The organism is Vibrio sp. Vb0937 (genome assembly GCF_033338855.1).
This window is the reverse complement of sequence record NZ_JAWOTK010000007.1, coordinates 112,267-137,544: the sequence shown is the minus strand read 5'-3', so window position 1 is coordinate 137,544 and position 25,278 is coordinate 112,267. Positions and strand designations below refer to the sequence as shown.

The window sequence follows — 25,278 nt, the reverse complement described above, 5'->3', positions numbered from 1 at the left end:
TACTTAACGGCATTGCTAACCGTTAAGTACTTTTTCATTTGCGATGGAAGCAGCAAACTAGCCAATCCTTTCTCTTCCATGAGGAGTATTTAGGTCTAAATCAGGCCCTTTTGGTACAACTTGCGTCGGATTAATCCCAGTGTGGCTGAAGTAGTAGTGGCGTTTAATGTGATAGAAATCCGTCGTATCTTCGACGCCTTTTACTTGATACAACTCTTTTAAGTAGCCTTGTATATTTTCGTAGTCTGCGATGCGCTGCTTGTTACACTTGAAATGCCCCACATACACCGCATCAAAACGAATAAGAGTCGTAAACAAACGCCAATCCGCCTCAGTAATTGTGTTCCCTGCTAAGTAACGATGCGTAGCTAGGTGAGCATCGATTTTATCTAACGCATTAAACAAAGAATCAAACGCTTCTTCATACGCCTCTTGTGTAGTCGCGAAGCCACAACGATACACTCCGTTGTTGACATTTGGATAAACAAAATCGTTCCACTCATCAATAACGTGTTTTAGATGATCTGGATAGTAGTCGTCGTGATTCCCTGTTAACGCATTGAATTCCGAATTGAACATGCGAATGATCTCTGACGACTCGTTTGACACAATAGTATTGGTCTTTTTATCCCAAAGTACAGGCACGGTTACGCGGCCCGTGTAATCGGGTTTGGCCTGCGTGTAAATTTGATACATGCGCGTGTGACCAAACAATGGCTCAGGAAGCCCCATTTGCCAACCTTGGCTGAGCATATCAGGGCAAACGACCGTGACATCAATATGTGGTTCTAAACCTTTCAGCTTGCGGAAAATGAGGGTTCGATGTGCCCACGGACAAGCAAGAGAGACATACAAATGGTATCGACCGGACTCTGGTGTAAACTCCGCATCAGGGTCGTTTTTAACCCAGTTACGGAATCCGGCATCTTCGCGCACAAATTTGCCACCATTTGATTTTGTGTCATACCAGACATCTTGCCAAACACCTTCAACCAACTTACCCATGATTGCTCTCCTCTCGTTCTGTTTGTGTCTATATTAGCGTTTCCTATCAAACAGAGAATCATCGAACTTAGGACATCATGTTCAAGAAATTCGAATGTATAAATCAGACACATAAAAAAAGCGCGACCCGATGAAGGTGTCGCGCTTAAGCCCGTCACAGGCTGAATTTATACACTAACGTGTAAACAAGATACCGCGTGAACGTCATTACCTAAAATGGTTGGCTTTGTCTTCGCACACTCTTCGGTTGCTTGTGGGCAACGAGTGCGGAATACACAACCCGACGGTGGGTTGATAGGTGAAGGAAGATCACCCTCTAGCATTTGGATTTTCTTATTGCGCTCAATATCCGGGTCCGGGATCGGAACCGCAGACATCAGCGCACGCGTATATGGGTGCTTAGGATCAGCAAACAGAGCCTCGGCCTCGCCAAGTTCCACGGCATTACCTAAATACATAACTAAAACGCGATCTGAAATGTGTTTAACGACAGACAAGTCATGCGCAATGAATACCAGAGAAAGCCCTAACTCTTTTTGAATCTCTTTAAGTAGGTTAACCACCTGAGCTTGAATAGATACATCAAGCGCCGATACTGGCTCGTCACAAATGATCATCTTAGGCTTAAGGATAAGCGCACGCGCTATCCCGATACGCTGACACTGACCACCCGAGAACTCGTGTGGGTAACGGTTAATCACGTTAGGTAATAGGCCAACTTTCGCCATCATCTCTTTAACGCGATCTTTCACTTCCTGCTTAGACAGTTCTGGATAGAATGTCTCAAGAGGTTCAGCAATGATATCACCAACAGTCATACGCGGATTCAGCGATGCCAATGGGTCTTGGAAAATCATCTGAATTTCTTTACGCGTCTCACGGCGCTGAACGCTTTTCATTTTAGTAAGGTCTTGACCCAACCAAACTACTTGGCCGTCAGTAGCTTCAACCAGACCAATGATGGCACGAGCAAACGTCGATTTACCACAACCTGATTCACCTACTACACCAAGCGTTTCCCCTTCGTATAGTCGAACGTTCACGCCATCTACCGCTTTCAGGCTCGAAGGCTTTGACCACGGCCATGCCGACTTTGAGGCAATGCTGAAGTGAACTTTCAGCTCAGAAATGTCCAGAATTAGTTTTTTGTCTACTGCGTTCATTTGTTCCAAGCCTCCCATTCAGAAAAACATGCACGCTGACGACCATCACCAAATGGTGTCAGAATTGGCGCCTCGCGCTTACAACGATCCATCACACGGTGACAGCGCTCTTGATAAGGGCAGCCCGGCGGTAGACGAAGCAAGTTTGGTGGATTACCAGGAATGGTCGGCAGAATTTCACCCTCAGTATCGAGGCGAGGAATCGCCTTCAGCAGACCCTCCGCATAAGGATGGCTTGGATTATAGAAAATTTCGTTTACGTTGCCGTACTCCATGGTACGGCCTGCATACATCACCAGCACCTTGTCACACGAACCTGCAACCACACCAAGGTCGTGCGTGATCATGATGATCGCTGTGTTGAACTCAGATTTCAGCTCATTCAACAAGTCCATGATCTGTGCTTGTACCGTCACATCAAGTGCTGTTGTTGGCTCATCGGCAATAAGCAGTTTAGGACGACATAACAACGCCATCGCGATCATTACACGCTGACGCATACCGCCTGAAAACTCATGCGGGTACATCGTGATACGCTTACGCGCTTCAGGGATTTTTACCGCTTCCAGCATGCGTACTGATTCTTCAAATGCTTCCGCTTTGCCCATGCCTTTGTGCAGCATAAGCACTTCCATCAACTGATCACTCACTTTCATGTAAGGGTTCAGTGATGTCATTGGGTCTTGGAAGATCATTGCGATCTGTTCCGCACGCACTTTGTTCAGTTCTTTTTCTGGTAAGTTTAGGATTTCTTTACCTTCAAACTTTGCGCTACCAGAAATAATACCGTTCTTAGCCAAAAGGCCCATGATTGCGAATACGGTTTGAGATTTACCTGATCCCGACTCTCCAACGATACCTAAGGTTTCGCCTTGGTTGAGAGAGAAGTTCAAATCGTTTACTGCGGTTACGATACCATCTTGCGTGGTGAATTCGACGCGCAGATCTTTGACATCTAATAAGCTCATCATTGCTTCCTTAATCTTATGTTTTAATTATCTGTCTTTTGGATCCAGCGCATCGCGCAGGCCGTCACCAACGTAGTTGAAGCAGAATAGCGTCACAACCATGAACACTGCTGGGAATGCCAGCTGCCAGATTGCTACTTCCATTGTCTGTGCACCTTCTTGTAGAAGAGCGCCCCAACTTGTCATTGGTTCCTGAACACCAAGACCAAGGAATGATAGGAATGATTCCGTTAGAATCATACTTGGGATAAGCAGCGTAGAGTATACCGCTACAATACCCAGTACGTTCGGTACGATATGACGAGTAATGATTTTCCAGTTGCTTACACCACACACATGTGCCGCTTCGATAAACTCCTTGCTACGTAGACTAAGAGTCTGACCACGTACGATACGCGCCATATCTAGCCATGCGATAGCACCAATCGCAACGAAGATCAGCATGATGTTACGACCGAAGAATGTTACCAGTACAATCACCAGGAACATAAACGGTACCGCGTATAAAATTTCTAGAATACGCATCATTACGCGGTCAACTTTACCGCCGATGAAACCAGATGCTGCGCCGTAGAGCGTACCAATCAGTACCGCTACAAATGCACCCATAACACCTACCATCAACGAAATACGACCTCCAATTAGCGTACGCACGTATAAATCACGGCCTAAGCTGTCAGTACCAAACCAATGGTCAGCATTCGGTGCAACGTGCATCGCGTACCAGTCAGTATCATCAAATGTGTACGGTGCGATCATTGGCAGGATAATAACCGCCAACGTCATTAGAACAAGAAGGAATAAGCTCACCATCGCCGCTTTGTTGCGCATGAAACGGATACGAGCATCTTGCCAAAGACTGCGACCTTCAATCTCCAAGTTTTCGGAGAATTTCTCAATCGCTTCTAGGTTTTCTTTTTTCGTTAACATAACCAAACGTCCCTGTTAGTAGCGAATTTTCGGGTCAATCATTGCAAGTAAAATATCTACAATCGCGTTGAATAGAATAAATAGGAAACCAATCAGAATGGTTACCCCCATTACTAGCGAGTAGTCACGGTTAAACGCAGCGTTAACGAATAGTTTACCAATACCAGGCAGACCAAAAATGGTTTCGATAACAACGGAACCGGTGATGATACCTACGAAAGCTGGACCCATGTAAGAAACAACAGGGAGAAGTGCCGGCTTCAGAGCATGTTTGATAATGATGTAACGGTAACTTAGACCTTTAGCACGTGCCGTACGAATAAAGTTACTGTTTAAGGTTTCGATCATCGAACCACGCGTAATACGAGCAAAAGTAGCAACATACAGTAGCGACATACCAATAACAGGAAGCACTAAATACTGCCAGCTACCATCTTGCCAACCGCCCGCAGGGAAGATATTCCAGTGAAGCGAGAATATGTAGATAAGCGCAGGCGCTAATACAAAGGATGGCATTACCACACCAAGCATCGCAGTCGACATAATGGTGTAATCAATCCAAGTATTTTGCTTGAGCGCAGCAATGGTACCGACGGTAACCCCCATTATCAAAGTAAAGATAAAGGCGATGAAGCCCACTTTAGCCGAAACAGGTAAGGCAACCGCGATCAGCTCGTTTACTGAGTAATCAAGGTATTTAAATGACGGCCCGAAATCACCTTGGATAACATTGGTCAAATACGTGGTGTATTGTTCAAATACAGGTTTATCCAAGCCATATTTAGCTTCGATATTTGCCATTACTTCGGGTGGCAATGGACGCTCTGTCGAGAAAGGGTTTCCCGGTGCAAAGCGCATAAGAAAGAAAGATACGGTGATCAAAACCAACATTGTTGGGATCGCCTCAAATATCCTTTTTGCGATGAATTTAAGCATAAACTCACTCTTTCAGTCTGTGACAGTTAAATTAAAGAAGTCGTCCAATTCTTTTGGACTAAAGATAGGCGCTACATGCAATTTCTCACATGTAGAGCCTCATTTTTATAGTTCTATCGAGTTACGAATTACTCTGTGATGTAGAGATCTTTAGAGTAAATCTTGTCTTCCGCGTTATTTACTGGGAAGCCACCAACTTTCGGTGATAGTAGACGTGATTTCACGTACTGGTAGATAGGTGCGATTGGCATATCTTTTGCCATCAACTTCTCTGCTTCTAGGTAAAGTGCTTGGCGCTCTTCGTCAGAAGTTGAAGCAAATGCTTTGTTCATGATCGCATCGTACTCTTTGCTGTCGTAGTGAATACCACCAGTAGTGTTATTACTCATCATCAGCGTTAGGAAAGATGAAGCTTCGTTGTAGTCGCCACACCAACCTGCACGAGCAACCTCAAAGTTGCCAGAATCTTTGGTAGATAGGTAAGTTTTCCACTCTTGGTTTTCTAGCGTAACGTCTAGACCAAGTGTCTTCTTCCACATTGAACCCAGTGCAACCGCAAGTTTCTTGTGGTTCTCTGATGTATTGTATAGAAGGTTAAATTCAAGAGGGTTGTCTGCGCCGTAACCCGCTTCTTCCAATAGACGCGCAGCTTCTGCGTTACGCTCTTCTTGCGTCATTTTGCCGTATGCAGGAATTTCTGGGTTGAAACCTGCCGTAATTTCAGGTGTTAGGAAGTAAGCTGGCTTTTGACCTTGACCTAAAATCGCATCAGTCACAATGTTACGGTCAATCGCATAAGAAATTGCTTTACGCACGCGAACATCATCAAACGGCTTTTTCTTCGTATTGAAGATGTAGTAGTAAGTACATAAGTTACCGGTTACAGACACTTCTTGTGGGTGCTCTTTCTTCAGACGCTTGAAGTGCTCTGTAGGCAGCTCGTTCGTGAAGTCGATTTCACCCGCTAGGAAGCGGTTCATTTCCGCTACTTGGTTCTCGATTGGTAGGAAAGTAACTTGGTCAAGCGTCGTGTTTTCGTTGTCCCAGTACTGTTCGTTACGTTTTAGAACCAAACGCTCGTTTACAACCCAGTTGTCAACAACATAAGCACCGTTACCTACAAAGTTCTCTGGCTTCGTCCATTGATCGCCGAACTTTTCAACAGTTGCTTGATGAACAGGTTTCACTGTCGTGTGGCCCATCATCATTACAAAATATGGTACTGCAGTATCTAACTCAACCACTAACGTGTGGTCGTCAACCGCTTTAACACCTAACTCGCTCTTATCTTTTTTACCCGCAACAATGTCTTTTGCGTTCTTCATCTTGGTGTATTCCATGTACCAAGCATATGGAGAGGCGGTTGCTGGATCGACTGCACGTTGGAAGCTGTAAACGAAATCACCTGCAGTGACAGGATCACCGTTTGACCATTTTGCGTCTTCACGTAAGTGGAAAGTGTATGTTTTGTTGTCTTCAGTTTCCCAAGATTCTGCAACACCAGGGATAGTGTTACCGTCCGCATCTTGGTTTACAAGGCCTTCAAGAAGATCGCGAATCACGTGGGATTCTGGAACACCTTGAGATTTATGAGGGTCTATTGTCGCAACTTCTGTACCGTTACCACGCACCAATTCTTGAACAGCAGCAAGTTTTGGCTCTTTAGAATCAGATTTAGCTTCAGGGGCTGGAGCCGGAGCAGGCTCAGCAGCTTGTTTCTCCGCAGGCTTTTCACCACAACCAGCTAGAGCGAGAGAAAGACCAGCACCAATAAATAAAGCGCGCGTGATTTTATTCTTATACATGCGTAAAACTCCAAATTTTTTCGTTAGCATCCATGACTTCTTTGTAAGGGCCTGGAACGGTCAGAGTTTTAGATTTTTTTAGTGCACTTTCTGAGCACAAAAGTCTAAAACCTTACAAAGACTGCGGCACACATTAGCAATCATTGAAGTAATTTGCCATAAAAATGTAGCAAAAAAACCAATAATGCTGACTAAACCACACATATCTAGCAGTAAACTCTAACCCCAAAGCATTCACCAGCCAAATAAAGACCAGAAGCGACATTTAACAGGCGAAACTTTCGATTAATCTGAGTTTAAACCATTTACTAGCATCTTATGCTAGATATTTACACATCATTTAACATTTATGACAAATCAAGTCTAACAAATAATTGTTTATATATTGGGCAAAAAACTTTTATTGTGAAGAATATCACCAGACAAAAGATAGGAAATATTGAAACAAAGTGAGCAATACAATGAAGATAAATACAAAAAAAGCTAAGTGCCATTGACACTTAGCTTTTTTCACTAGAATGAGGAGTGGGTTCTATTTTTCCCAACGCTGTGCAGCTTGGTGATCAGTATCGCGCGACTCAATCCAACGATCTTCATTCGTCGTGCGTTCTTTCTTCCAAAATGGTGCTTTGGTTTTCAAGTAGTCCATAATGAACTCGCAAGCATCAAATGCTGCGCCGCGGTGCGCACTGGAAACGCCCACAAATACAATTTGATCACCGCTATCCATGTCTCCGACACGATGAATCACGCGTACACCTAATAGTGGCCAGCGAGACTCAGCTTGATCGCAAATGTCGCTCAAGCTCTTCTCTGTCATCCCCGGATAGTGCTCTAGATGTAAACCAATGACATTATCCCCAAGGTTCATATCTCGAACTTTACCAACGAATGTAACGACAGCGCCGGCAGCCGTCCCTTCAGATAGACGTTGATATTCTTGCTCAACCGAAAAATCTTCAATTTGTACAGAAACACGAGAATCCATCTTAACCCCCAGTTACCGGCGGGAAAAACGCAACTTCGTCACCTGCTTTTACTTGTGTATCCAGAGGGACGATGGATTGGTTCACTGCAGCAAGTAGCTTTCCTGGCTCGAGCGCTAAATCCCACTTGCCATCTTTCTCAGTGCCTTCTTCCACTAGATGTGCACGAATTGATTCAACCGTTTCAAACGGCCCGTCTAACTCGACACTGTCGATGCCAATCAGCTCGCGAGTTTGAGCAAAGAAAAGTACTTTAATCATGATTCCACCTTAAAGTGACCAGATTTACCACCCGTTTTCTCTAATAGACGAACTTGACCAATAACCATGTCTTTTTGTACTGCTTTACACATATCGTAAATCGTTAGAGCAGCAACGGAAGCTGCCGTGAGCGCTTCCATTTCCACGCCAGTTTTACCCGCAAGTTTACATACTGATTCGATGCGAACTTTGTTTTCTGCTTCGATAGCTTCCAGTTGAACTTCAACTTTAGAGAGTAGTAGCGGATGACAAAGTGGAATCAAATCCCAGGTTTTCTTCGCAGCTTGAATACCAGCAATACGAGCCGTCGCAAATACATCACCTTTATGGTGCTGGCCAGAGACAATCAGTTGAAGTGTTTCTGGGGCCATGTGAACAAATGCTTCAGCACGAGCTTCACGAACCGTCTCCGTTTTTGCTGACACGTCAACCATGTTTGCTTCGCCAGAAGCATTGATATGTGTAAATTGGGTCATTGTTTTTCCTTCGCTTTTAGGAAAGGTTATACAGATAGGTGTGGCATGAAGTTACAAGGGCGATGACTTGCATCCAACTGCTGTTTAATAATTTTTGTCCAGCCTGTGCGGCACGCACCAGTTGAACCTGGCATTGCGAAGATCACGGTGTGGTTAGCAAAACCTGCAATCGCACGAGACTGAATCGTAGACGTACCGATCTCTTCGTACGACACCATACGGAACAACTCACCAAAACCTTCAACTTCTTTATCAAATAGAGGCTTAAGTGCTTCTGGCGTGCTATCACGTGAGGTGAAACCTGTACCGCCAGTAATCATGATCGCTTGTACGCTTTCATCAGCAATCCATTGAGAAACAATCGCGCGGATCTTGTACATATCATCAATAACAATTTGCTTGTCTACTACGTTGTGACCCGCTTCTTGAGCATGTTCAGCAAGGTAACGACCAGAGGTATCGTTTTCTTCAGTACGAGTGTCAGATACCGTTAGAACGGCAATATTTGCAGGTTGGAATTTGCTTTCAGCGTGACCCATTTGTTCACCTATTCTCTTAATTAGCTTTGATACGCTTGGTATCGATTCGGAAAAAGTTAGAGCCAGCTTATCAGTGAACTCGCTCTAAAAATTGAATGAAGTTAGCCGCCGATAGACGCGAGGTGTGGCGTCATACCAGTATTGCCATCATGCAAGAAATGGCTTACCGACTTGGTTTGCAACTGCGCCTGGATACGTTCAATAAGCTCACTCTCTTGCTCATCACGTTCCAAAAGATCACGCAATTCTACACCGTGGTCTCCAAACAGACATAGGTGCAGCTTACCCATCGCAGAAACGCGCAGTCGGTTGCAGCTTTCACAAAAGTCTTTTTCATAAGGCATGATAAGACCTATTTCACCCTTGTAATCAGGATGAACAAATACTTGCGCAGGACCATCATTATGCGAGCGCACTTTCAGCAACCAACCATTTGCAATTAGCTGGTTACGAATTGCCACTCCGGATACATGGTGCTTATTAAATAGCTCATCCATCTCACCCGTTTGCATCAACTCAATGAAACGCAGTTGGATTGGACGATCTTTTATCCAGTTAAGAAACGCTGGCAGCTCGTGATGGTTCAGATCTTTCATCAACACCACATTAACTTTTACTTGCTCATAACCGACCTCGAACGCACGTTCGATACCATTCATGACTTCAGTAAACTTATTTTCACCTGTGATTTGATGAAACATACGCGGGTCAAGGCTATCCACACTGACATTAATGTGGGTTAAACCCGCTTCACGCCAGTCTGCGACTTGTTTTGCCATGCGGTAGCCATTGGTTGTCGTTGCAACTTTTTGAATGCCAGGCGTCGCCGCTACTGAATGGATAATGTCGGTAAAATCTTTGCGTAAGCTAGGCTCACCACCAGTGATGCGCACTTTTGACGTGCCACAATCAGCGAATGCTTTTACGACCCGTTTGATTTCAGGGAGAGATAAAAAAGACGAGTTTTTATTGCCCGAAGGCTTATAGCCATCAGGAAGGCAATAGGTACATTTGAAATTACATACGTCGGTCACAGACAGACGCAAGTAATAAAACTTACGATGAAATTTGTCTTCGAATTGTTGCGCCACGGAACACCTTTCCAAACACGGGAGGCATGGCCATTTCCAATCATGCCCTTGTGACAGTATGCCACTGGCTCAAAACGCTTATCCAAGGACTTAGCAATAGTGAGCTCGGAGTTATGGCAACCAGAGATATGAAATCTCTGATAGCTTTGCGGTGTAAAATACTTAATATTTGTAATGGAATCCAGACTTGAGTGATAAAAAACTCTCTAGAGACACAATTTACCGCTAAGTGAGTACCTTTAAGACACTCCTTAAGATAAATTGTAGCCGTTTTTTATTAGATTATTAGAAGAACATAATGAATATCTACACAGATAAAAAAGTGGTCGCTGTTGGCGGTGGTCATGGCTTAGGTCGAATGCTGGCCGCATTACGAGATTTTGGCAGCAATGCAACTGGGATTGTTGCCACGACTGACAATGGTGGTTCAACAGGAAGAATTCGTCACTGCCAAGGAGGAATCGCTTGGGGAGACACACGTAACTGTATTAATCAGCTCATTACAGAGCCTTCGATCAGTTCTATGATGTTTGAATATCGCTTCAAAGGCACTGGCGAACTTGATGGTCATAATCTTGGTAATTTGATGCTTACTGCACTCGATAACTTATCGGTCAGACCTTTAGATGCCATTAATCTGATTCGCAATATGTTAAAAGTCGACGTTAACATCCTTCCTATGTCCGAACACCCTTCGGATCTTTCCGCGTTATCCGTAGATGGGAAGTGGGTTACGGGAGAAACAAATGTCGACGAAATGAAAGCAGACTTGCGACGTTTGGATCTTTCACCAGAAGTGCCTGCTACCAAAGAAGCCATCACAGCTTTGGCGGAAGCGGACGCGATTATTCTTGGCCCTGGCAGTTTTTTAACTAGTATCATGCCTCCTTTATTGCTGCCTGAACTCGGCAAAGCGATTGCAGCAAACACAAAAGCAAAAGTCATTTTTGTTGCTAACCTGAGTCCAGAATACGGCCCAGCGGGACGAATGACGATGGCTCAAAAATTAGAATGGTGTGAACGTGCCTGTCAAGGAAGAAAAATAGACGTGGTTCTAGCAGAGAAAACCGAGCAAGACGTCTTAAGTCAATGGAATGTAGTGACGGAGTCACTCGCCTCCTCTAACCGAGACTGGCGTCACGATAGAAACAAGCTCAAACTAGCGATTGAAAATCAGCTACAACTTTCTATTTAAGAGCACGTTACCTGGCTAGCGCCCTCTTTTAAGGTGTTTATTGATAATGAAAACCCTTCTGTCATCGAAGGGTTTTAGTTCAGGCATCCAGTAAAAACAGATGTTTACTAAGAAAAAATGGTTAATAGGAATAAATAGTTACTGTCGCCAAGAGCGATAAGCATCTCGAGTTTCGTGCAAAAGATCGAACATAACCTCTAACTCCTCAGACTCCGCAGTCAACTCACCGGCTTTCGCTTTTTTGTCTATGGACATAGCCAGTTCACAAAGGCGATCTGCCCCAAAGCTCGCAGCACTACTTTTCAACGCGTGGCTGATTTCTTTTGAGTAAGCTAATCGCTCTGCCCCCTGCAGTTGGGATAAGTTCTCGATATAGGTATCCATTTCTCCTAGGAAGATATCGAACAGTACAGGTACGTTGTCACTGCCAATTTCCATCGACAGTTCATCTATTTTTTGCTGATTTAATACATTTACACTCATACTTTTTGCCGCTCTTCCTTGCCGTTCCATGCCTGTAACTTGCGGTAAATCGTCGACGGACTGACATCAAGGTATCCCGCCGCTCGAGGAATATTGCCATCACATGCTTCAATCGCTTGCTCGATTGCCATTTTTTCCGTCATCCATAATGGCATAATCTCAGATGCGGTCATCGCTTTCGGCTCAATTAATTTAGCCACAGACGACGGACGGTCAAGCGGTTGATTCAACGGTGGCGGTAACATGTCCAACGTAATCTCTTTACCGTTGTTTAGAACAACGATATTGCGTAGCACGTTTTGTAACTGACGAACGTTACCCGGCCACTCATAGCTGTTGAATCGCTCGATGACATCAGGCGCAAAACGTATGAAGCTTTTTCCTTCTTCGTGTGACATGTAACCTAGCAGTGAGTATGCAATTTCAATAACATCTTCGCCTCGTTCGCGTAAAGGCGGTAAATGCAAAGGAATGACATACAAACGATAGTACAAATCTTCACGGAATCGACCTTCTTGTACCTCTTTCCAGGGATCACGGTTAGTGGCACAAACAAAGCGCACATCCACGCTCTTCATTTTTGAGGAACCCACTTTTTGGAATGTGCCCGTTTGAATAAATCGTAGCAACTTGGTTTGTAAATCCAAGTCCATCTCACAAAGCTCATCTAGAAAAAGTGTGCCGCCATCCGCTAACTCAGCTGCCCCTTGACGATCATTCGCAGCGCCAGTAAAGGCCCCTTTTACGTGACCAAACAGTTCACTCTCAATCAAATCTTTTGGAATTGCAGCACAGTTAATTGCAATAAAAGGTTTGTCACCACGTTTACTTGCTGCGTGAATAGCCTCGGCACATACCTCTTTACCAGTACCACTTTCACCTGTGATAAAAATACTCGCTTTACTGCTCGCCGCTGAATCTATCGTACGGTAAACCTGCTGCATGGTTTGGCTACTGCCGATAAACCCCTGATAGCTCTGATTACCTGGATTATCGGCTTCATTTTTTAGCTTGGTCGCTTTACGAATTGCATTGTTAACCGTGACACGTAAACGGTCTGCTTCACACGGTTTAATTAGAAAGTCTTGTGAGCCATGACGCATGGCCTCAACAGCGGTATCGATAGAACCGTGAGCGGTCATAAAAATTATAGGTACGTCGGGATGACTCTTTTTAACGGCATGTAAAACGTCCATCCCCGTCATATCTGGCAGACGGAGATCGAGTAAAATAAGATCTGGAATTCGATGATTTAGGCTCTCAATGGCATCCCTACCTGTGCCGACAATATTGATATCTATGCCAAGCGGTGTCAGGTATGAGCGGTACAGAGCCGCAACAGATGCGGTGTCCTCGACCATTAAAAGGTAACGAGACTTTGGGCCTTCGGGTTTTTGTTGCATAACCTAGCTATTATTTTGTTGTGTTTTAAACAATAATCGCATTACGCTTTGCATTTTGCAAATAACATTAGCTAAATTATGGGCAAAGGAAAAAATTCAAAAATAATATCAATTATTTAAAAAGTGGCACAAACCATGCTGTAACGATAGTGACCCCTCGGGTCACCTAGCCAACTGACGTTGTTAGTGAACGATATGTTCACAAAACAAGCCAATAGACCCGACTGCCTATTGGCTTCTTTTTTTTACAAGCGACCTAAAATGCTTGGATAGTTAAATCGGTAAGTTTGTTCAACTATTTGCGATGAACTGCGCTCGTAGTTTTTCAATCTCGTCACGCTTTTGTGCCGCTAACTCAAATTCTAAATCTTGCGCATGCTGATACATCGCTGCCTCCAGTCGACTGATTTCTTTTTCTAGCTGCTGAGGGGACAGTGCCTCGTAAGTTTGCAAAGGCTCCGCCACTTTCGATAATGGTACCTGTTTAGTGTTACGCTGGCGTTTAGACTTAGTGATATCGCCAAGTTCCATGATGTCTTTGATATTTCGTTTGAGCGCTTGTGGCGAAATACCCATTTCTTCGTTGTACGCTTCCTGCTTCTCGCGACGACGGTTAGTTTCATCCATCGCCTTTTTCATTGAGTTGGTGATTCGGTCAGCGTATAAAATCGCCTTACCTTCGATGTTTCGTGCAGCACGACCAATGGTCTGAATGAGTGAGCGTTCAGACCGCAAGAAGCCCTCTTTATCCGCATCCAAAATTGCAACTAACGAGACCTCTGGCATATCCAGGCCCTCTCTCAATAAGTTTATTCCCACCAGCACGTCAAATTCCCCAAGACGAAGGTCACGGATAATTTCCACACGCTCAACAGTATCAATGTCTGAGTGTAAATAACGTACCTTAACATCATGTTCGTGAAGGTATTCGGTGAGATCTTCAGCCATTCGTTTGGTCAGTGTTGTAACCAGAACTCGTTCATCTTTAGCAGCGCGAATACGGATCTCAGACAATAGGTCGTCGACTTGGGTCGCTACTGGACGAACTTCCAACTCAGGGTCAAGCAAGCCTGTAGGACGAACGACTTGATCCGCTACATCACCCGCCGATTTTTCTAGTTCGTAATTTCCAGGAGTAGCAGAGACGAAAATCGTTTGTGGCGCTAGTGCTTCAAACTCCTCAAACTTCAGTGGACGATTATCCAAAGCTGAAGGTAACCGGAAACCAAACTCCACCAGCGTTTCTTTACGCGAACGGTCGCCTTTATACATGGCACCTATCTGCGGTACTGTCACGTGAGATTCATCGATGATCAACAAGCCATCATGAGGTAAGTAGTCAAACAGGGTTGGTGGCGGCTCACCTTCCGAGCGTCCACTGAGATAACGAGAATAGTTTTCGATACCGGAGCAAAAGCCCAACTCATTCATCATTTCGATATCGAATTGAGTGCGCTGGCTAATTCGCTGCTCTTCCAGTAGCTTGTTGTTATCTAGAAGCTGCTTTTTGCGCACTTCTAGTTCGACTTTAATATTTTCAATCGCTTCAAGAATGCGATCTCTTGGCGTCACATAGTGCGTCTTGGGATAGATGGTATAGCGCGGCAAGTCTCGTTGTTTCACCACGCCTGTCAATGGATCGAACACACTGATGCAATCCACCTCATCGTCAAACATCTCAACGCGCACAGCGTCTTGGTCTGATTCAGCAGGGAATATATCAATCACCTCGCCACGGACACGGAACTGCCCTCGCTCAAAAGCAACATCATTGCGCGAGTATTGGAGCTCCGCTAAGCGACGAAGCATATCACGCTGATCAATCACATCTCCACGTCGCAAATGAAGCATCATTTGTAAGTAGGATTCCGGATCACCCAAACCATAGATAGCTGAAACCGAAGCAACGATAATAGCGTCTTTCCGTTCCAATAAAGCTTTAGTGGCAGACAGTCGCATTTGCTCAATGTGGGCGTTAACCGAAGCGTCCTTTTCAATGAAAGTATCTGTTGTGGGAACGTATGCTTCAGGTTGGTAGTAATCGTAGTAAGAAACAAAATACTCAACCGCATTATTAGGAAAGAATGACTTCATCTCACCATATAACTGAGCAGCAAGCGTTTTGTTTGGCGCAAGTAATATTGCAGGTCGTTGGGCTTGAGCAATCACATTCGCTAGTGTGAAGGTTTTACCTGAGCCTGTGACCCCCAACAAGGTTTGATGTGCTAGCCCAGCATCGAGCCCCTCAAGCAACTGATTGATCGCTCCTGGTTGATCGCCCGACGGCTGATAATCGGAGACCAATTCATAGACTTTACTCATACCCTTCCTCAATTTTACTGCGCTTTGGCTGTATATATATACACCTTAGCTAATGAAATCTACGTCTATCGAGAATTTAACCATCATTGTTAATAAATTTTCTTGTTTGTCTAGAATGCTATAGCCATACAAAAGTGACTCTGATATAGTACTTCGCCCTAGTTGAAGAGCTACACACATTCTTTACATTATAGTTTCCACAACTTTTCCCCAAAAATTAGCTTAAAACTTTCTTATCCCCAAAAGATTGATTTTTATCCACTTTGAATACCTTTTGATTAACATCGATAAATCTCTGTTTTATTTGCTTATTTTACGCATAACTCTGACTAAAGATTCATTAAATAAAAACTTAGTTGCATATCAATTTTCTTTACCCAGATCTCATCAACATACTTATCCACAAATTTAGTGGATAACTAACCTCGAGCCTTTACTGGCAAGCCATACAGAAAAGTAAAGCCCTTAACTCAATATTTTTTTCTAAAAATGTATTTTTTTACTGTTGACAGTAGTTTGAGTGCTCGGTAAGATTCGTCCCGCTTTCAAGCAAAGCAATTCCTCCTTAGCTCAGTTGGTAGAGCGACGGACTGTTAATCCGCAGGTCGCTGGTTCGAGCCCAGCAGGAGGAGCCAGATTATAGAAAAGCCGTGTCGCAAGACACGGCTTTTTTTGTATCTTAATCGCCATGAAATCTAAGCCAATCTAGGCGTCATAAAATCACACCGAAATAAGTTCAAATTACAGAACTCATAACATTGTCATAGATAGTGTTCTCACAGTACCACACATTTAATTCTGTCTCTTTTCTAGCAAAAAACAATCATAACCAATTGAATCTATTATTAATGCAATTTAATCATTGAAAAAATGAAAAGCATTCATTTTACTCATATCAAATAAATCCATACGATTAAAAGGGTTAAGAATGGTTCCGTCCTACTCGTCGCCTCCATTCTAATTATCAATAACTTAGGGATTTACTTATGACTATTCCGACAACTGACATGCTAGATGCATGGGCTGGATTTACTGCTGGTGAATGGCAAAACTCTGTCAACACTCGTGACTTCATCCAAAAAAACTATACACCCTATGAGGGAGACGAGTCTTTCTTAGCCGAGGTTAGCAAATCCACTTCAGCATTATGGAACCAAGTGCTTGAAGGCATAAAACAAGAAAGCCGCACACACGCCCCTATTGATTTTGACACAGACTTGCCCTCAACAATCACTTCCCACGATGCAGGCTACATCAACAAAGATCTGGAAAAGATCGTTGGCTTACAAACTGATCAACCGCTAAAACGTGCAATCATCGCCAATGGCGGGATTCGCATGGTAAAAAACTCGTGCGAAGTTTATGGCCGCGAATTGGATCCAACGGTTGAAAAAATCTTCACTGAATACCGTAAAACTCACAACAAAGCGTGTTTCGACCTTTACACCAAAGAAATTCTAGCCTGTCGTAAATCCGGCATCATCACGGGCCTTCCTGATGCTTATGGCCGTGGTCGTATCATTGGTGACTATCGCCGTCTCGCCCTATACGGTATCGACTTCTTAAAAGCAGACAAAAAAGAACAATACAATTCAACACAAACGTTCTTAGAACAAGGCAACGATCTTGAGAAAACACTTCGTCTTCGCGAAGAAATAGCCGATCAAGTTCAAGCACTTGAAGACATTCGTCAAATGGGTCTGAAATACGGCATTGATATGTCGCTACCTGCAAAAACAGCACAAGAAGCGATCCAATTTACCTACTTTGGCTACCTAGCGGCGGTTAAATCGCAAAACGGCGCAGCAATGTCACTGGGCCGTACTTCGACTTTCCTAGACGTCTATCTAGAGCGCGATATCGCAAACGATTTGATTGATGAATCACAAGCGCAAGAAATGATTGACCACTTCATCATGAAGCTACGCATGGTTCGCTTCCTACGCACACCAGAATACGATTCATTGTTTTCTGGCGACCCAATCTGGGCAACCGAAGCCATGGCAGGTATGGGTGTTGATGGCCGTACACTAGTATCTAAAACGACATTCCGATACTTACATACGCTACATACTATGGGCCCTGCTCCTGAACCAAATATGACGATTCTTTGGTCAGAGCAATTGCCTGAAGCGTTCAAACAATATGCTGCAAAAGTGTCGATTGATACCTCTTCGGTTCAATACGAAAACGACGATCTAATGCGTCCTGATTTCGACAATGACGACTACGCGATTGCCTGTTGTGTGAGCCCGCAGGTTGTTGGTCAGCACATGCAATTCTTTGGTGCACGTGCCAACCTTGCAAAAGCACTGCTTTACACCATCAATGGTGGTATCGATGAAAAATCGAAAGCGCAAGTGGGTTCGGTAGTGGACAAAGTTCAAGATGAAATTCTCGACTTTGACGCTTTGATGCCTCGTTTCGACAATATGTTGGAGTGGCTAGCAACGCAATACGTCACAGCGTTGAACATCATCCATTACTCACATGACCGTTACAGCTACGAGGCGTCACTGATGGCATTGATGGATCGCGACGTGCACCGCACCATGGCGTGTGGTATTGCAGGTCTGTCTGTTGTCGCTGACTCTTTGGCGGCAATTAAATACGCAACGGTAAAGCCTGTTCGTGATGAAGATGGCATCGCCGTTGATTTTGAAATCGAAGGTGATTATCCAAAATTTGGTAACAATGATGCCCGTGTTGATGACATCGCTTGTGATCTGGTTGAGCGCTTCATGAAGAAAATTCAGAAGATGCACACCTACCGCGAAGCAGTGCCAACTCAATCGATCCTAACGATCACATCTAACGTGGTTTACGGCAAAAAAACGGGTAATACACCAGATGGCCGTCGCGCAGGTATGCCTTTTGGCCCGGGTGCAAACCCAATGCACGGTCGTGATGAAAAAGGGGCGGTTGCGTCTTTGGCATCGGTATCTAAACTGCCGTTTGCTTACGCGAAAGATGGTATTTCTTACACCTTCTCAATTGTGCCTAACGCACTGGGTAAAGATGAATTAAGTCAGAAGAAAAACCTAGCCGCGCTAATGGATGGTTACTTCCATCACGAAGCAAGCAACGAGGGCATTGCGATTGAAGGTGGTCAACACCTTAACGTCAACGTTCTAGACCGAGAGATGTTATTGGATGCGGTTGAACATCCAGAGAAATACCCTCAGTTGACGATTCGAGTGTCTGGTTATGCGGTACGTTTTAGCTCTCTAACGACAGAGCAACAGCAAGACGTCATCACTCGTACCTTCACGAATAAGATATAAACACAGTCCATCAAGCACTCAGAAAGTTTAAATAATTAGCTTGTAAATATGCATTGCCCGCCCCTCTTTTCTACCTGGGAGAGGCGGGCTTTTTTTAAAATCACACATTAGATGAAAATTAATAGGTAGTATCCTCTCGCTAACAATACATTCAGCAAACGATTCAATTTCTTATTGATTCATCAAAATAGATCAAATAGACGACTATTTTTCCATCGTGTATGTAAAACCACATCGTTCACTGGTTGTTATTGGTGTCACAAAACACGATAATATCAAGATCGGATTTTAAGAACGTAATAACTATGACCGAATATGTTTTGTTGTTGGTCGGCACTGTGCTGGTGAACAACTTTGTACTGGTGAAGTTTTTGGGCCTATGTCCTTTCATGGGCGTGTCCAAAAAACTGGAAACAGCAATAGGTATGGGCTTAGCGACAACTTTTGTGCTAACGCTCGCGTCAGTGTGTGCGTATTTAGTGGAAAGCTACATCCTTCGTCCACTGGGTATTGAGTACCTTCGAACCATGAGTTTTATTTTGGTGATAGCCGTTGTGGTGCAGTTCACCGAAATGGTTGTGCACAAAACCAGCCCGACGCTTTATCGCTTGCTTGGCATTTTCTTACCGCTGATCACAACAAACTGCGCAGTATTGGGCGTGGCACTTCTTAACATTAATGAAAACCATAACTTTATTGAATCGATCATCTACGGCTTCGGCGCCGCTGTTGGTTTCTCATTGGTGTTGATACTTTTTGCATCCATGCGAGAGCGCATAGCCGCCGCCGACGTTCCTGTACCTTTTAAAGGTGCATCAATAGCAATGATTACAGCAGGTTTAATGTCACTCGCCTTTATGGGCTTTACAGGTTTGGTGAAGTAAGCGATGAGTACGATTTTAATTGCGATTATCGCGTTAGCGGTTCTGGCTGCGATTTTCGGCGCGATACTTGGTTTTGCTTCTATTCGCTTTAAAGTTGAAGCGGACCCTATTGTGGATCAAATCGACGCCATTTTACCGCAAACTCAATGCGGTCAATGTGGCTACCCTGGTTGCCGCCCTTATGCTGAAGCAATTGCAAATGGCGACCACATAAACAAATGTCCACCTGGTGGTCAGGCAACAATCGAAAAGCTCGCCGACTTAATGGGTGTTGAGCCAGAAGAATCTGCGCACGATCTCGACAGCAAAATTCCAACCGTTGCGTTTATTCATGAAGACATGTGTATTGGCTGCACTAAGTGTATTCAGGCGTGTCCGGTGGATGCAATTGTAGGCGGAACAAAGGCGGTCCATACCGTAATCAAAGACGAATGTACGGGCTGTGACTTGTGTGTTGCCCCATGTCCGACTGATTGTATTGAAATGATTCCTGTGGCAACGACCACAGAAAGCTGGAAGTGGCAACTTCACTCCATTCCGGTACTTAACATTACGGATGCTGCCGACAATGCAGCGAACGTGAAAGATTCAATTAAGTAAGGTTTCACATGTTGTCTTTGATTGAACAAATTCGTACAGGCGCGCTTTGGGATTTCCCAGGTGGTGTGCATCCGGCAGAAAATAAAAAGCAGTCCAACAAAACTGAACTCGCTCATGCGGCTATCCCGTCAGAAATTGTATTGCCGCTAAAACAGCACATTGGTAAAGCGGGTAACCTACTGGTTGCCGAAGGTGACTACGTATTAAAAGGTCAGCCATTAACGCAATCGGAGACCGGCTTTACGGTTCCAGTGCATGCTCCAACATCAGGTACGCTCACCGCGATTGAGCCACGAACTGTCGCGCACCCTTCTGGGTTAAGTGAATTGTGCGCTGTCATCACGCCTGATGGTAACGATGCATGGTGTGAAAGAAACCCCGTCGCAGATTACCAACAAGAAACCCCTGACGCACTGATTGATGTTATTCGTCTCGCTGGTATTTCTGGTATGGGTGGCGCAGGCTTCCCTACTGCAAAAAAAATCCAATCAGGTTTTGCTCGTACCGAGATTCTTATCGTTAATGCAGCAGAGTGCGAGCCATACATCACGTCTGATGACAAGCTCATGCAAGAACATGCCGAAGAGCTTATTCAAGGTATCGAAATTGTCGAACATATCCTGACACCAAAGCTCACGATTATTGGCATTGAAGACAACAAGCCAGAAGCAATCAAAGCGCTAGAAGCTGCGGCTATAAACAAAGATATCGTTATTCGCGTTATCCCGACTAAATACCCTTCTGGCGGTGAAAAACAGCTGATCAAAATTTTAACCAATAAAGAAGTACCAAGTGGCGCGATTCCAGCCGATATTGGTATTTTGGTTCAGAATGTTGGTTCTCTTTACGCTATAAAACGCGCAGTCATCGACGGTGAACCGATGATAAAGCGCATCGTGACTCTCACTGGTAAAACCTTCAAACAACCACGCAACGTTTGGGCATTGTTAGGGACACCAGTACAAGCACTGTTGGATGAGTTTGGCTATAAAGCAGATAAGAAGTTACAGCGTTTAATTATGGGTGGGCCAATGATGGGCTTTACCCTTCCTCACTCCCAAGTGCCGATTACCAAGACAGCAAACTGTATCCTTGCTCCGACTCGTCGTGAGATCTCTCCGCACCAGTATGAGATGGAATGTATTCGCTGTAGCCAATGTGCAGAAGCGTGCCCTGCTTCGCTGCTGCCTCAACAACTGCAATGGCATGCAAAAGCTGAAGAGTATGACAAACTCGAAGAGTTAAACTTAAAGGATTGTATCGAGTGCGGCGCTTGTGCGTTTGTGTGTCCAAGTGAAATTCCGCTCGTACAGTACTACCGCCAAGCGAAAGCAGAAATTCGAACTAGAACACAAGAAGCGGAAGCTGCAGAGCGAGCAAAACTGCGTTTCGAAGAGAAAAAAGCGCGTATGGAACGCGAAAAAGCAGAACGTGAAAATCGCTTCAAGAAAGCTGCCGATCAACGCCGTAAAGAGATGAAGTCTTCTGGCGGCGATGATGCGATAGCAGCAGCAATCGCACGAGTGAAAGCTCAAAAGACAGAAACCACAGAAAAAACAGAGCCAGCAGTAAAACCAGCCGTAGCGGCAGCCATTGCCAAAGCGAAGGCGAAACAAGCGGCAGCAGCTAAAGCAGGCTCTAGTGAACCTGATAACTCAGAAATGGCAAAACTGCGCGAAGAACGCAAACGTCTTGCTCGCGAACGGAAAGCGCAAAAAGAACAAGGCGAAACGCCAGACAATAACGCTGATGATAAAAAATCGGCAGTTGCGGCCGCCATCGCCCGAGCTAAAGCGAAAAAAGCACAACAAGAAGATTCAACTGAATCTGTAGAATCGGAAACGTCTGCGCAGCAAGACGGCGATCCGAAAAAAGCCGCGGTTGCTGCTGCCATTGCACGTGCCAAAGCACGTAAAGCGAAGCAAGCAGACTCAACTGAAGCGGAAGAAGCTGACGCACCTGCTGAGCAAACCGACGATTCGAAAAAAGCCGCAGTTGCCGCTGCAATTGCTCGAGCCAAAGCGCGCAAAGAGAAGCAAGCAGACTCAACCGAAGCGGAAGAAGCTGACGCACCTGCCGAGCAAACCGAAGATCCGAAAAAAGCCGCCGTGGCTGCCGCGATTGCACGTGCCAAAGCACGTAAAGCGAAACAAGCAGACTCAACTGAAGCGGAAGAAGCTGAAGCACCTGCTGAGCAAACCGACGATCCGAAGAAAGCCGCAGTGGCTGCTGCCATTGCACGTGCCAAAGCGCGTAAAGCGAAACAAGCAGACTCAACTGAAGCGGAAGAAGCTGAAGCACCTGCCGAGCAAACCGACGATCCGAAAAAAGCCGCCGTGGCTGCTGCCATCGCTCGAGCCAAAGCGCGCAAAGCGAAGCAAGAAACGCAAACAGAGCCTGTTGAAGAAGCAACCTCCGAAGAACCAGAAGTGGATCCGAAGAAAGCCGCGGTTGCCGCAGCAATTGCGCGCGCGAAGGCACGCAAAGCGCAACAAGAAGCTAATAAAAATAATACTGAGGAGAACGAGTAGTGTCGTTTTTTATTGCCAGTTCACCGCATACCCACAGTCGTCGTAGTACGCCAGACTTAATGAAATGGGTGGCACTTTGCGCACTTCCAGGTTTAGTAGCTCAAACCTACTTCTTTGGCTGGGGTACGCTTATTCAGCTGATTTTTGCCATTGCAGTCGCTGTATCCCTTGAAGCCTTAGTCATGATCTGTCGTAAACGCTCACCAATGAGAGCGCTACGTGATAACAGTGCAATAGTTACCGCTTGGTTATTAGCCGTTGCTATACCACCATGGTCTCCGTGGTGGATTATGGTGATCGGGCTTATTTTTGCGATAGTAATCGCTAAACACCTCTATGGTGGCCTTGGACAAAACTTATTCAACCCTGCAATGGTCGCTTATGTGGTCTTGTTGATCTCTTTCCCAGTACAAATGACGAGTTGGAGTGCACCGACATCACTCATACCTGATCATGTAAATTTTGCAGATACACTCTCTTTAATTTTTACGGGCTATGATTACGACGGCTTATCACTTCAGCAAGTTCGCTCAGGAGTTGACGGCGTGACAATGGCGACACCACTTGATGCATTTAAGACTGGCATTCTTACAGGTGCCACTCCAAGCGAAGTAATGTCGCAGCCAATATTTGATGGCTTAGGTGGTATTGGTTGGCAATGGGTAAACCTTGCTTACCTTCTTGGCGGCATAGTCATGATCAAAAAGCGTATCATCCAATGGTATATTCCAACAGGTTTCCTTGCGAGTCTGACTCTGTTTAGCCTAGTGTTCACGTTGCTGACGCCAGGGGAAACTGCGTCGCCAATTTTGCACTTGTTATCTGGTGCAACCATGCTTGGCGCATTCTTTATTGCAACCGATCCCGTTTCGGCGTCTACCACCGTCAAAGGACGTTTAATCTTCGGTGCGCTTATTGGTGCTTTGGTCTTTATAATTCGCAGTTGGGGCGGTTTCCCAGATGGTGTTGCATTTGCAGTGTTGCTTGCAAATATGTGTGTGCCACTGATCGATTACTACACCAAACCTAGAACTTACGGTCACTGAGGTAAACATGTTAACCGCTATTAGAAAAAATGGTCTGACACTCGCGATATTTGCCTGTGCAACAACCGGATTAGTCGCCCTGACTCAGTACCTAACAAAAGACCAAATCAAGGTACAAGAGCAAAAACAATTACTTTCTGTTTTGAATCAAGTCATTCCAGAAAGCATGCATGACAACGCACTCACGCAAGCTTGTACAATGGTCACGTCTCCAGATCTGGGGACATTACGTGCGATGCCAGCCTACCTCGCCACGAAGAATGGTGAACCAACAGCAATCGCAATAGAATCTATCGCGCCAGATGGCTACAATGGTGAGATAAAAGTAATTACTGGGATTGATAATCAGGGCAATATTTTGGGGACACGCGTCCTAAACCACCAAGAAACCCCTGGTCTGGGCGATAAAATCGATCTTCGTGTCACCGACTGGATCCTGAGCTTTACAGGAAAGCAAGTCACGGAAAACAATTGGAATTCGTGGAAAGTTCGTAAAGATGGCGGCGATTTCGATCAATTTACTGGTGCAACGATCACGCCAAGAGCCGTCGTAAAAGTGGTGCGAAATACCGTTAACTACGTAAACCAATCTCGTAAAGACATTCTTAGCCAGCCGTTAGGCTGTGAAGGAGAGCAGTAATGAATGAGAATAAATTACTGATGAAAAACGGTATGTGGAGTAATAACCCTGCTCTCGTACAGCTGCTGGGTCTGTGTCCACTACTAGCGGTTTCTTCCACGATAACCAATGCATTAGGTCTTGGTATTGCAACCTTACTCGTGCTAGTTGGATCCAACGTAACAGTTTCTCTTATTCGTAACTATGTGCCAAAAGAGATCCGTATACCTGTATTCGTGATGATCATTGCCTCACTCGTTACCTGCGTTCAGTTGTTAATGAATGCCTATGCGTACGGTTTGTACCTGTCTCTAGGTATCTTTATTCCTCTGATTGTAACGAACTGCATTATTATTGGCCGAGCTGAAGCATATGCTTCAAAAAATGATGTTGCACCCGCTGCGCTAGATGGTTTGTGGATGGGCCTTGGTATGACGAGCGTCTTGGTTGTTTTAGGTGCCATGCGCGAATTAATTGGTAATGGCACACTATTCGACGGAGCAGACCTTCTCCTAGGAGACTGGGCTTCAGCTCTACGGATCCAAGTTTTCCAATTTGATAATAGCTTCCTGTTAGCGCTTCTCCCACCTGGTGCATTTATCGGTGTTGGGCTGTTGATAGCGCTCAAAAATGTCATAGATAATTCAATTCAGGCACGTCAACCAAAAGAAGAAAAACCAACCATAGAACGTGCTCGCGTCACTAACGCATAACAAGATAAGGCTCTGTCATAGGAGCCTTTTTCATAAAC

General features: G+C 44.9%; 22 protein-coding genes, 1 tRNA gene and 1 riboswitch. Of the genes, 9 read left to right on the top strand and 14 right to left on the bottom strand.

What is annotated here, in order from left to right:
* Positions 1-57 precede the first annotated feature (57 nt).
* The 11 genes from R7P67_RS12500 to moaA form a co-directional block, all read right to left on the bottom strand.
* The gene (locus R7P67_RS12500) at positions 58-1,005 is read right to left on the bottom strand and encodes a glutathione S-transferase family protein (RefSeq protein WP_262638645.1); all 948 of its coding nucleotides are present in this window, start codon (positions 1,003-1,005) and stop codon (positions 58-60) included.
* A 167-nt stretch (positions 1,006-1,172) separates the two neighbouring features.
* The gene (gene oppF / locus R7P67_RS12495; protein WP_005387265.1) at positions 1,173-2,186 is read right to left on the bottom strand and encodes a murein tripeptide/oligopeptide ABC transporter ATP binding protein OppF; all 1,014 of its coding nucleotides are present in this window, start codon (positions 2,184-2,186) and stop codon (positions 1,173-1,175) included.
* Positions 2,165-3,136: an ABC transporter ATP-binding protein gene (locus tag R7P67_RS12490; RefSeq protein ID WP_005380792.1), complete on the bottom strand. Its 972-nt coding sequence runs from the start codon at positions 3,134-3,136 to the stop codon at positions 2,165-2,167. The genes oppF and R7P67_RS12490 overlap by 22 nt, the downstream gene beginning before the upstream one ends.
* Positions 3,137-3,163: 27 nt before the next feature.
* A complete protein-coding gene (oppC, locus tag R7P67_RS12485; RefSeq protein ID WP_017633861.1) occupies positions 3,164-4,066 on the bottom strand; it encodes an oligopeptide ABC transporter permease OppC in 903 nt (300 codons plus the stop codon).
* 15 nt (positions 4,067-4,081) lie between these two features.
* Positions 4,082-5,002, bottom strand: coding sequence for an oligopeptide ABC transporter permease OppB (oppB, locus tag R7P67_RS12480; protein ID WP_005380786.1), 921 nt, complete (start codon positions 5,000-5,002; stop codon positions 4,082-4,084).
* A 128-nt stretch (positions 5,003-5,130) separates the two neighbouring features.
* Positions 5,131-6,807 carry an ABC transporter substrate-binding protein gene (locus R7P67_RS12475; protein WP_017633862.1) on the bottom strand — a complete coding sequence of 559 codons (1,677 nt, stop codon included), beginning with the start codon at positions 6,805-6,807 and terminating at the stop codon, positions 5,131-5,133.
* Positions 6,808-7,339: 532 nt separating this feature from the next.
* Positions 7,340-7,795 carry a molybdopterin synthase catalytic subunit MoaE gene (gene moaE, locus R7P67_RS12470; RefSeq protein ID WP_167415363.1) on the bottom strand — a complete coding sequence of 152 codons (456 nt, stop codon included), beginning with the start codon at positions 7,793-7,795 and terminating at the stop codon, positions 7,340-7,342.
* 1 nt (position 7,796) lies between these two features.
* Positions 7,797-8,054, bottom strand: coding sequence for a molybdopterin synthase sulfur carrier subunit (moaD, locus tag R7P67_RS12465; RefSeq protein ID WP_017636051.1), 258 nt, complete (start codon positions 8,052-8,054; stop codon positions 7,797-7,799).
* The gene (gene moaC / locus R7P67_RS12460; RefSeq protein ID WP_005380779.1) at positions 8,051-8,530 is read right to left on the bottom strand and encodes a cyclic pyranopterin monophosphate synthase MoaC; all 480 of its coding nucleotides are present in this window, start codon (positions 8,528-8,530) and stop codon (positions 8,051-8,053) included. The genes moaD and moaC overlap by 4 nt, the downstream gene beginning before the upstream one ends.
* Positions 8,531-8,556: 26 nt before the next feature.
* Positions 8,557-9,069 (bottom strand): molybdenum cofactor biosynthesis protein B, encoded by a 513-nt coding sequence (gene moaB / locus R7P67_RS12455; RefSeq protein ID WP_005388935.1) that lies wholly within the window; start codon positions 9,067-9,069, stop codon positions 8,557-8,559.
* Positions 9,070-9,170: 101 nt separating this feature from the next.
* Positions 9,171-10,160, bottom strand: coding sequence for a GTP 3',8-cyclase MoaA (gene moaA, locus R7P67_RS12450; protein ID WP_017636052.1), 990 nt, complete (start codon positions 10,158-10,160; stop codon positions 9,171-9,173).
* A riboswitch (molybdenum cofactor riboswitch) is annotated at positions 10,149-10,283 on the bottom strand. It overlaps the preceding gene by 12 nt.
* Before the next feature lie 175 nt (positions 10,284-10,458).
* Between moaA and R7P67_RS12445 the strand changes: the two genes are divergently transcribed.
* On the top strand, positions 10,459-11,355 hold the full coding sequence (locus R7P67_RS12445) for a YvcK family protein (RefSeq protein WP_005388931.1): 897 nt from the start codon (positions 10,459-10,461) through the stop codon (positions 11,353-11,355).
* Positions 11,356-11,493: 138 nt separating this feature from the next.
* On the opposite strand, the gene luxU is transcribed toward R7P67_RS12445, so the two are convergent.
* The 3 genes from luxU to uvrB form a co-directional block, all read right to left on the bottom strand.
* Positions 11,494-11,838, bottom strand: coding sequence for a quorum-sensing phosphorelay protein LuxU (gene luxU, locus R7P67_RS12440; RefSeq protein ID WP_054576229.1), 345 nt, complete (start codon positions 11,836-11,838; stop codon positions 11,494-11,496).
* Entirely contained in the window at positions 11,835-13,241 is a 1,407-nt protein-coding gene (gene luxO, locus R7P67_RS12435; protein ID WP_005380768.1) for a quorum-sensing sigma-54 dependent transcriptional regulator LuxO, read from the bottom strand. Before luxO ends, luxU begins: the two co-directional genes overlap by 4 nt.
* A gap of 291 nt (positions 13,242-13,532) precedes the next feature.
* The gene (gene uvrB / locus R7P67_RS12430) at positions 13,533-15,563 is read right to left on the bottom strand and encodes an excinuclease ABC subunit UvrB (protein ID WP_262653383.1); all 2,031 of its coding nucleotides are present in this window, start codon (positions 15,561-15,563) and stop codon (positions 13,533-13,535) included.
* Positions 15,564-16,122: 559 nt separating this feature from the next.
* On the opposite strand from uvrB, the gene R7P67_RS12425 reads away from it, so the two are divergent.
* The 8 genes from R7P67_RS12425 to R7P67_RS12390 all read left to right on the top strand — a co-directional run bounded on the left by R7P67_RS12425 (position 16,123) and on the right by R7P67_RS12390 (position 25,240).
* A tRNA-Asn gene (locus R7P67_RS12425) sits at positions 16,123-16,198 on the top strand.
* A 351-nt stretch (positions 16,199-16,549) separates the two neighbouring features.
* Positions 16,550-18,847: a formate C-acetyltransferase gene (pflB, locus tag R7P67_RS12420; protein WP_318085998.1), complete on the top strand. Its 2,298-nt coding sequence runs from the start codon at positions 16,550-16,552 to the stop codon at positions 18,845-18,847.
* Between the two features lie 305 nt (positions 18,848-19,152).
* Entirely contained in the window at positions 19,153-19,731 is a 579-nt protein-coding gene (rsxA, locus tag R7P67_RS12415) for an electron transport complex subunit RsxA (protein ID WP_005380762.1), read from the top strand.
* A 3-nt stretch (positions 19,732-19,734) separates the two neighbouring features.
* Positions 19,735-20,331 carry an electron transport complex subunit RsxB gene (gene rsxB / locus R7P67_RS12410; protein ID WP_005380760.1) on the top strand — a complete coding sequence of 199 codons (597 nt, stop codon included), beginning with the start codon at positions 19,735-19,737 and terminating at the stop codon, positions 20,329-20,331.
* Positions 20,332-20,339: 8 nt separating this feature from the next.
* Positions 20,340-22,862, top strand: coding sequence for an electron transport complex subunit RsxC (gene rsxC, locus R7P67_RS12405; RefSeq protein ID WP_262653377.1), 2,523 nt, complete (start codon positions 20,340-20,342; stop codon positions 22,860-22,862).
* On the top strand, positions 22,862-23,908 hold the full coding sequence (gene rsxD / locus R7P67_RS12400; RefSeq protein ID WP_213987316.1) for an electron transport complex subunit RsxD: 1,047 nt from the start codon (positions 22,862-22,864) through the stop codon (positions 23,906-23,908). The genes rsxC and rsxD overlap by 1 nt, the downstream gene beginning before the upstream one ends.
* Before the next feature lie 7 nt (positions 23,909-23,915).
* On the top strand, positions 23,916-24,548 hold the full coding sequence (gene rsxG, locus R7P67_RS12395; RefSeq protein WP_213987315.1) for an electron transport complex subunit RsxG: 633 nt from the start codon (positions 23,916-23,918) through the stop codon (positions 24,546-24,548).
* The gene (locus R7P67_RS12390) at positions 24,548-25,240 is read left to right on the top strand and encodes an electron transport complex subunit E (RefSeq protein ID WP_005380745.1); all 693 of its coding nucleotides are present in this window, start codon (positions 24,548-24,550) and stop codon (positions 25,238-25,240) included. Before rsxG ends, R7P67_RS12390 begins: the two co-directional genes overlap by 1 nt.
* Positions 25,241-25,278 lie beyond the last annotated feature (38 nt).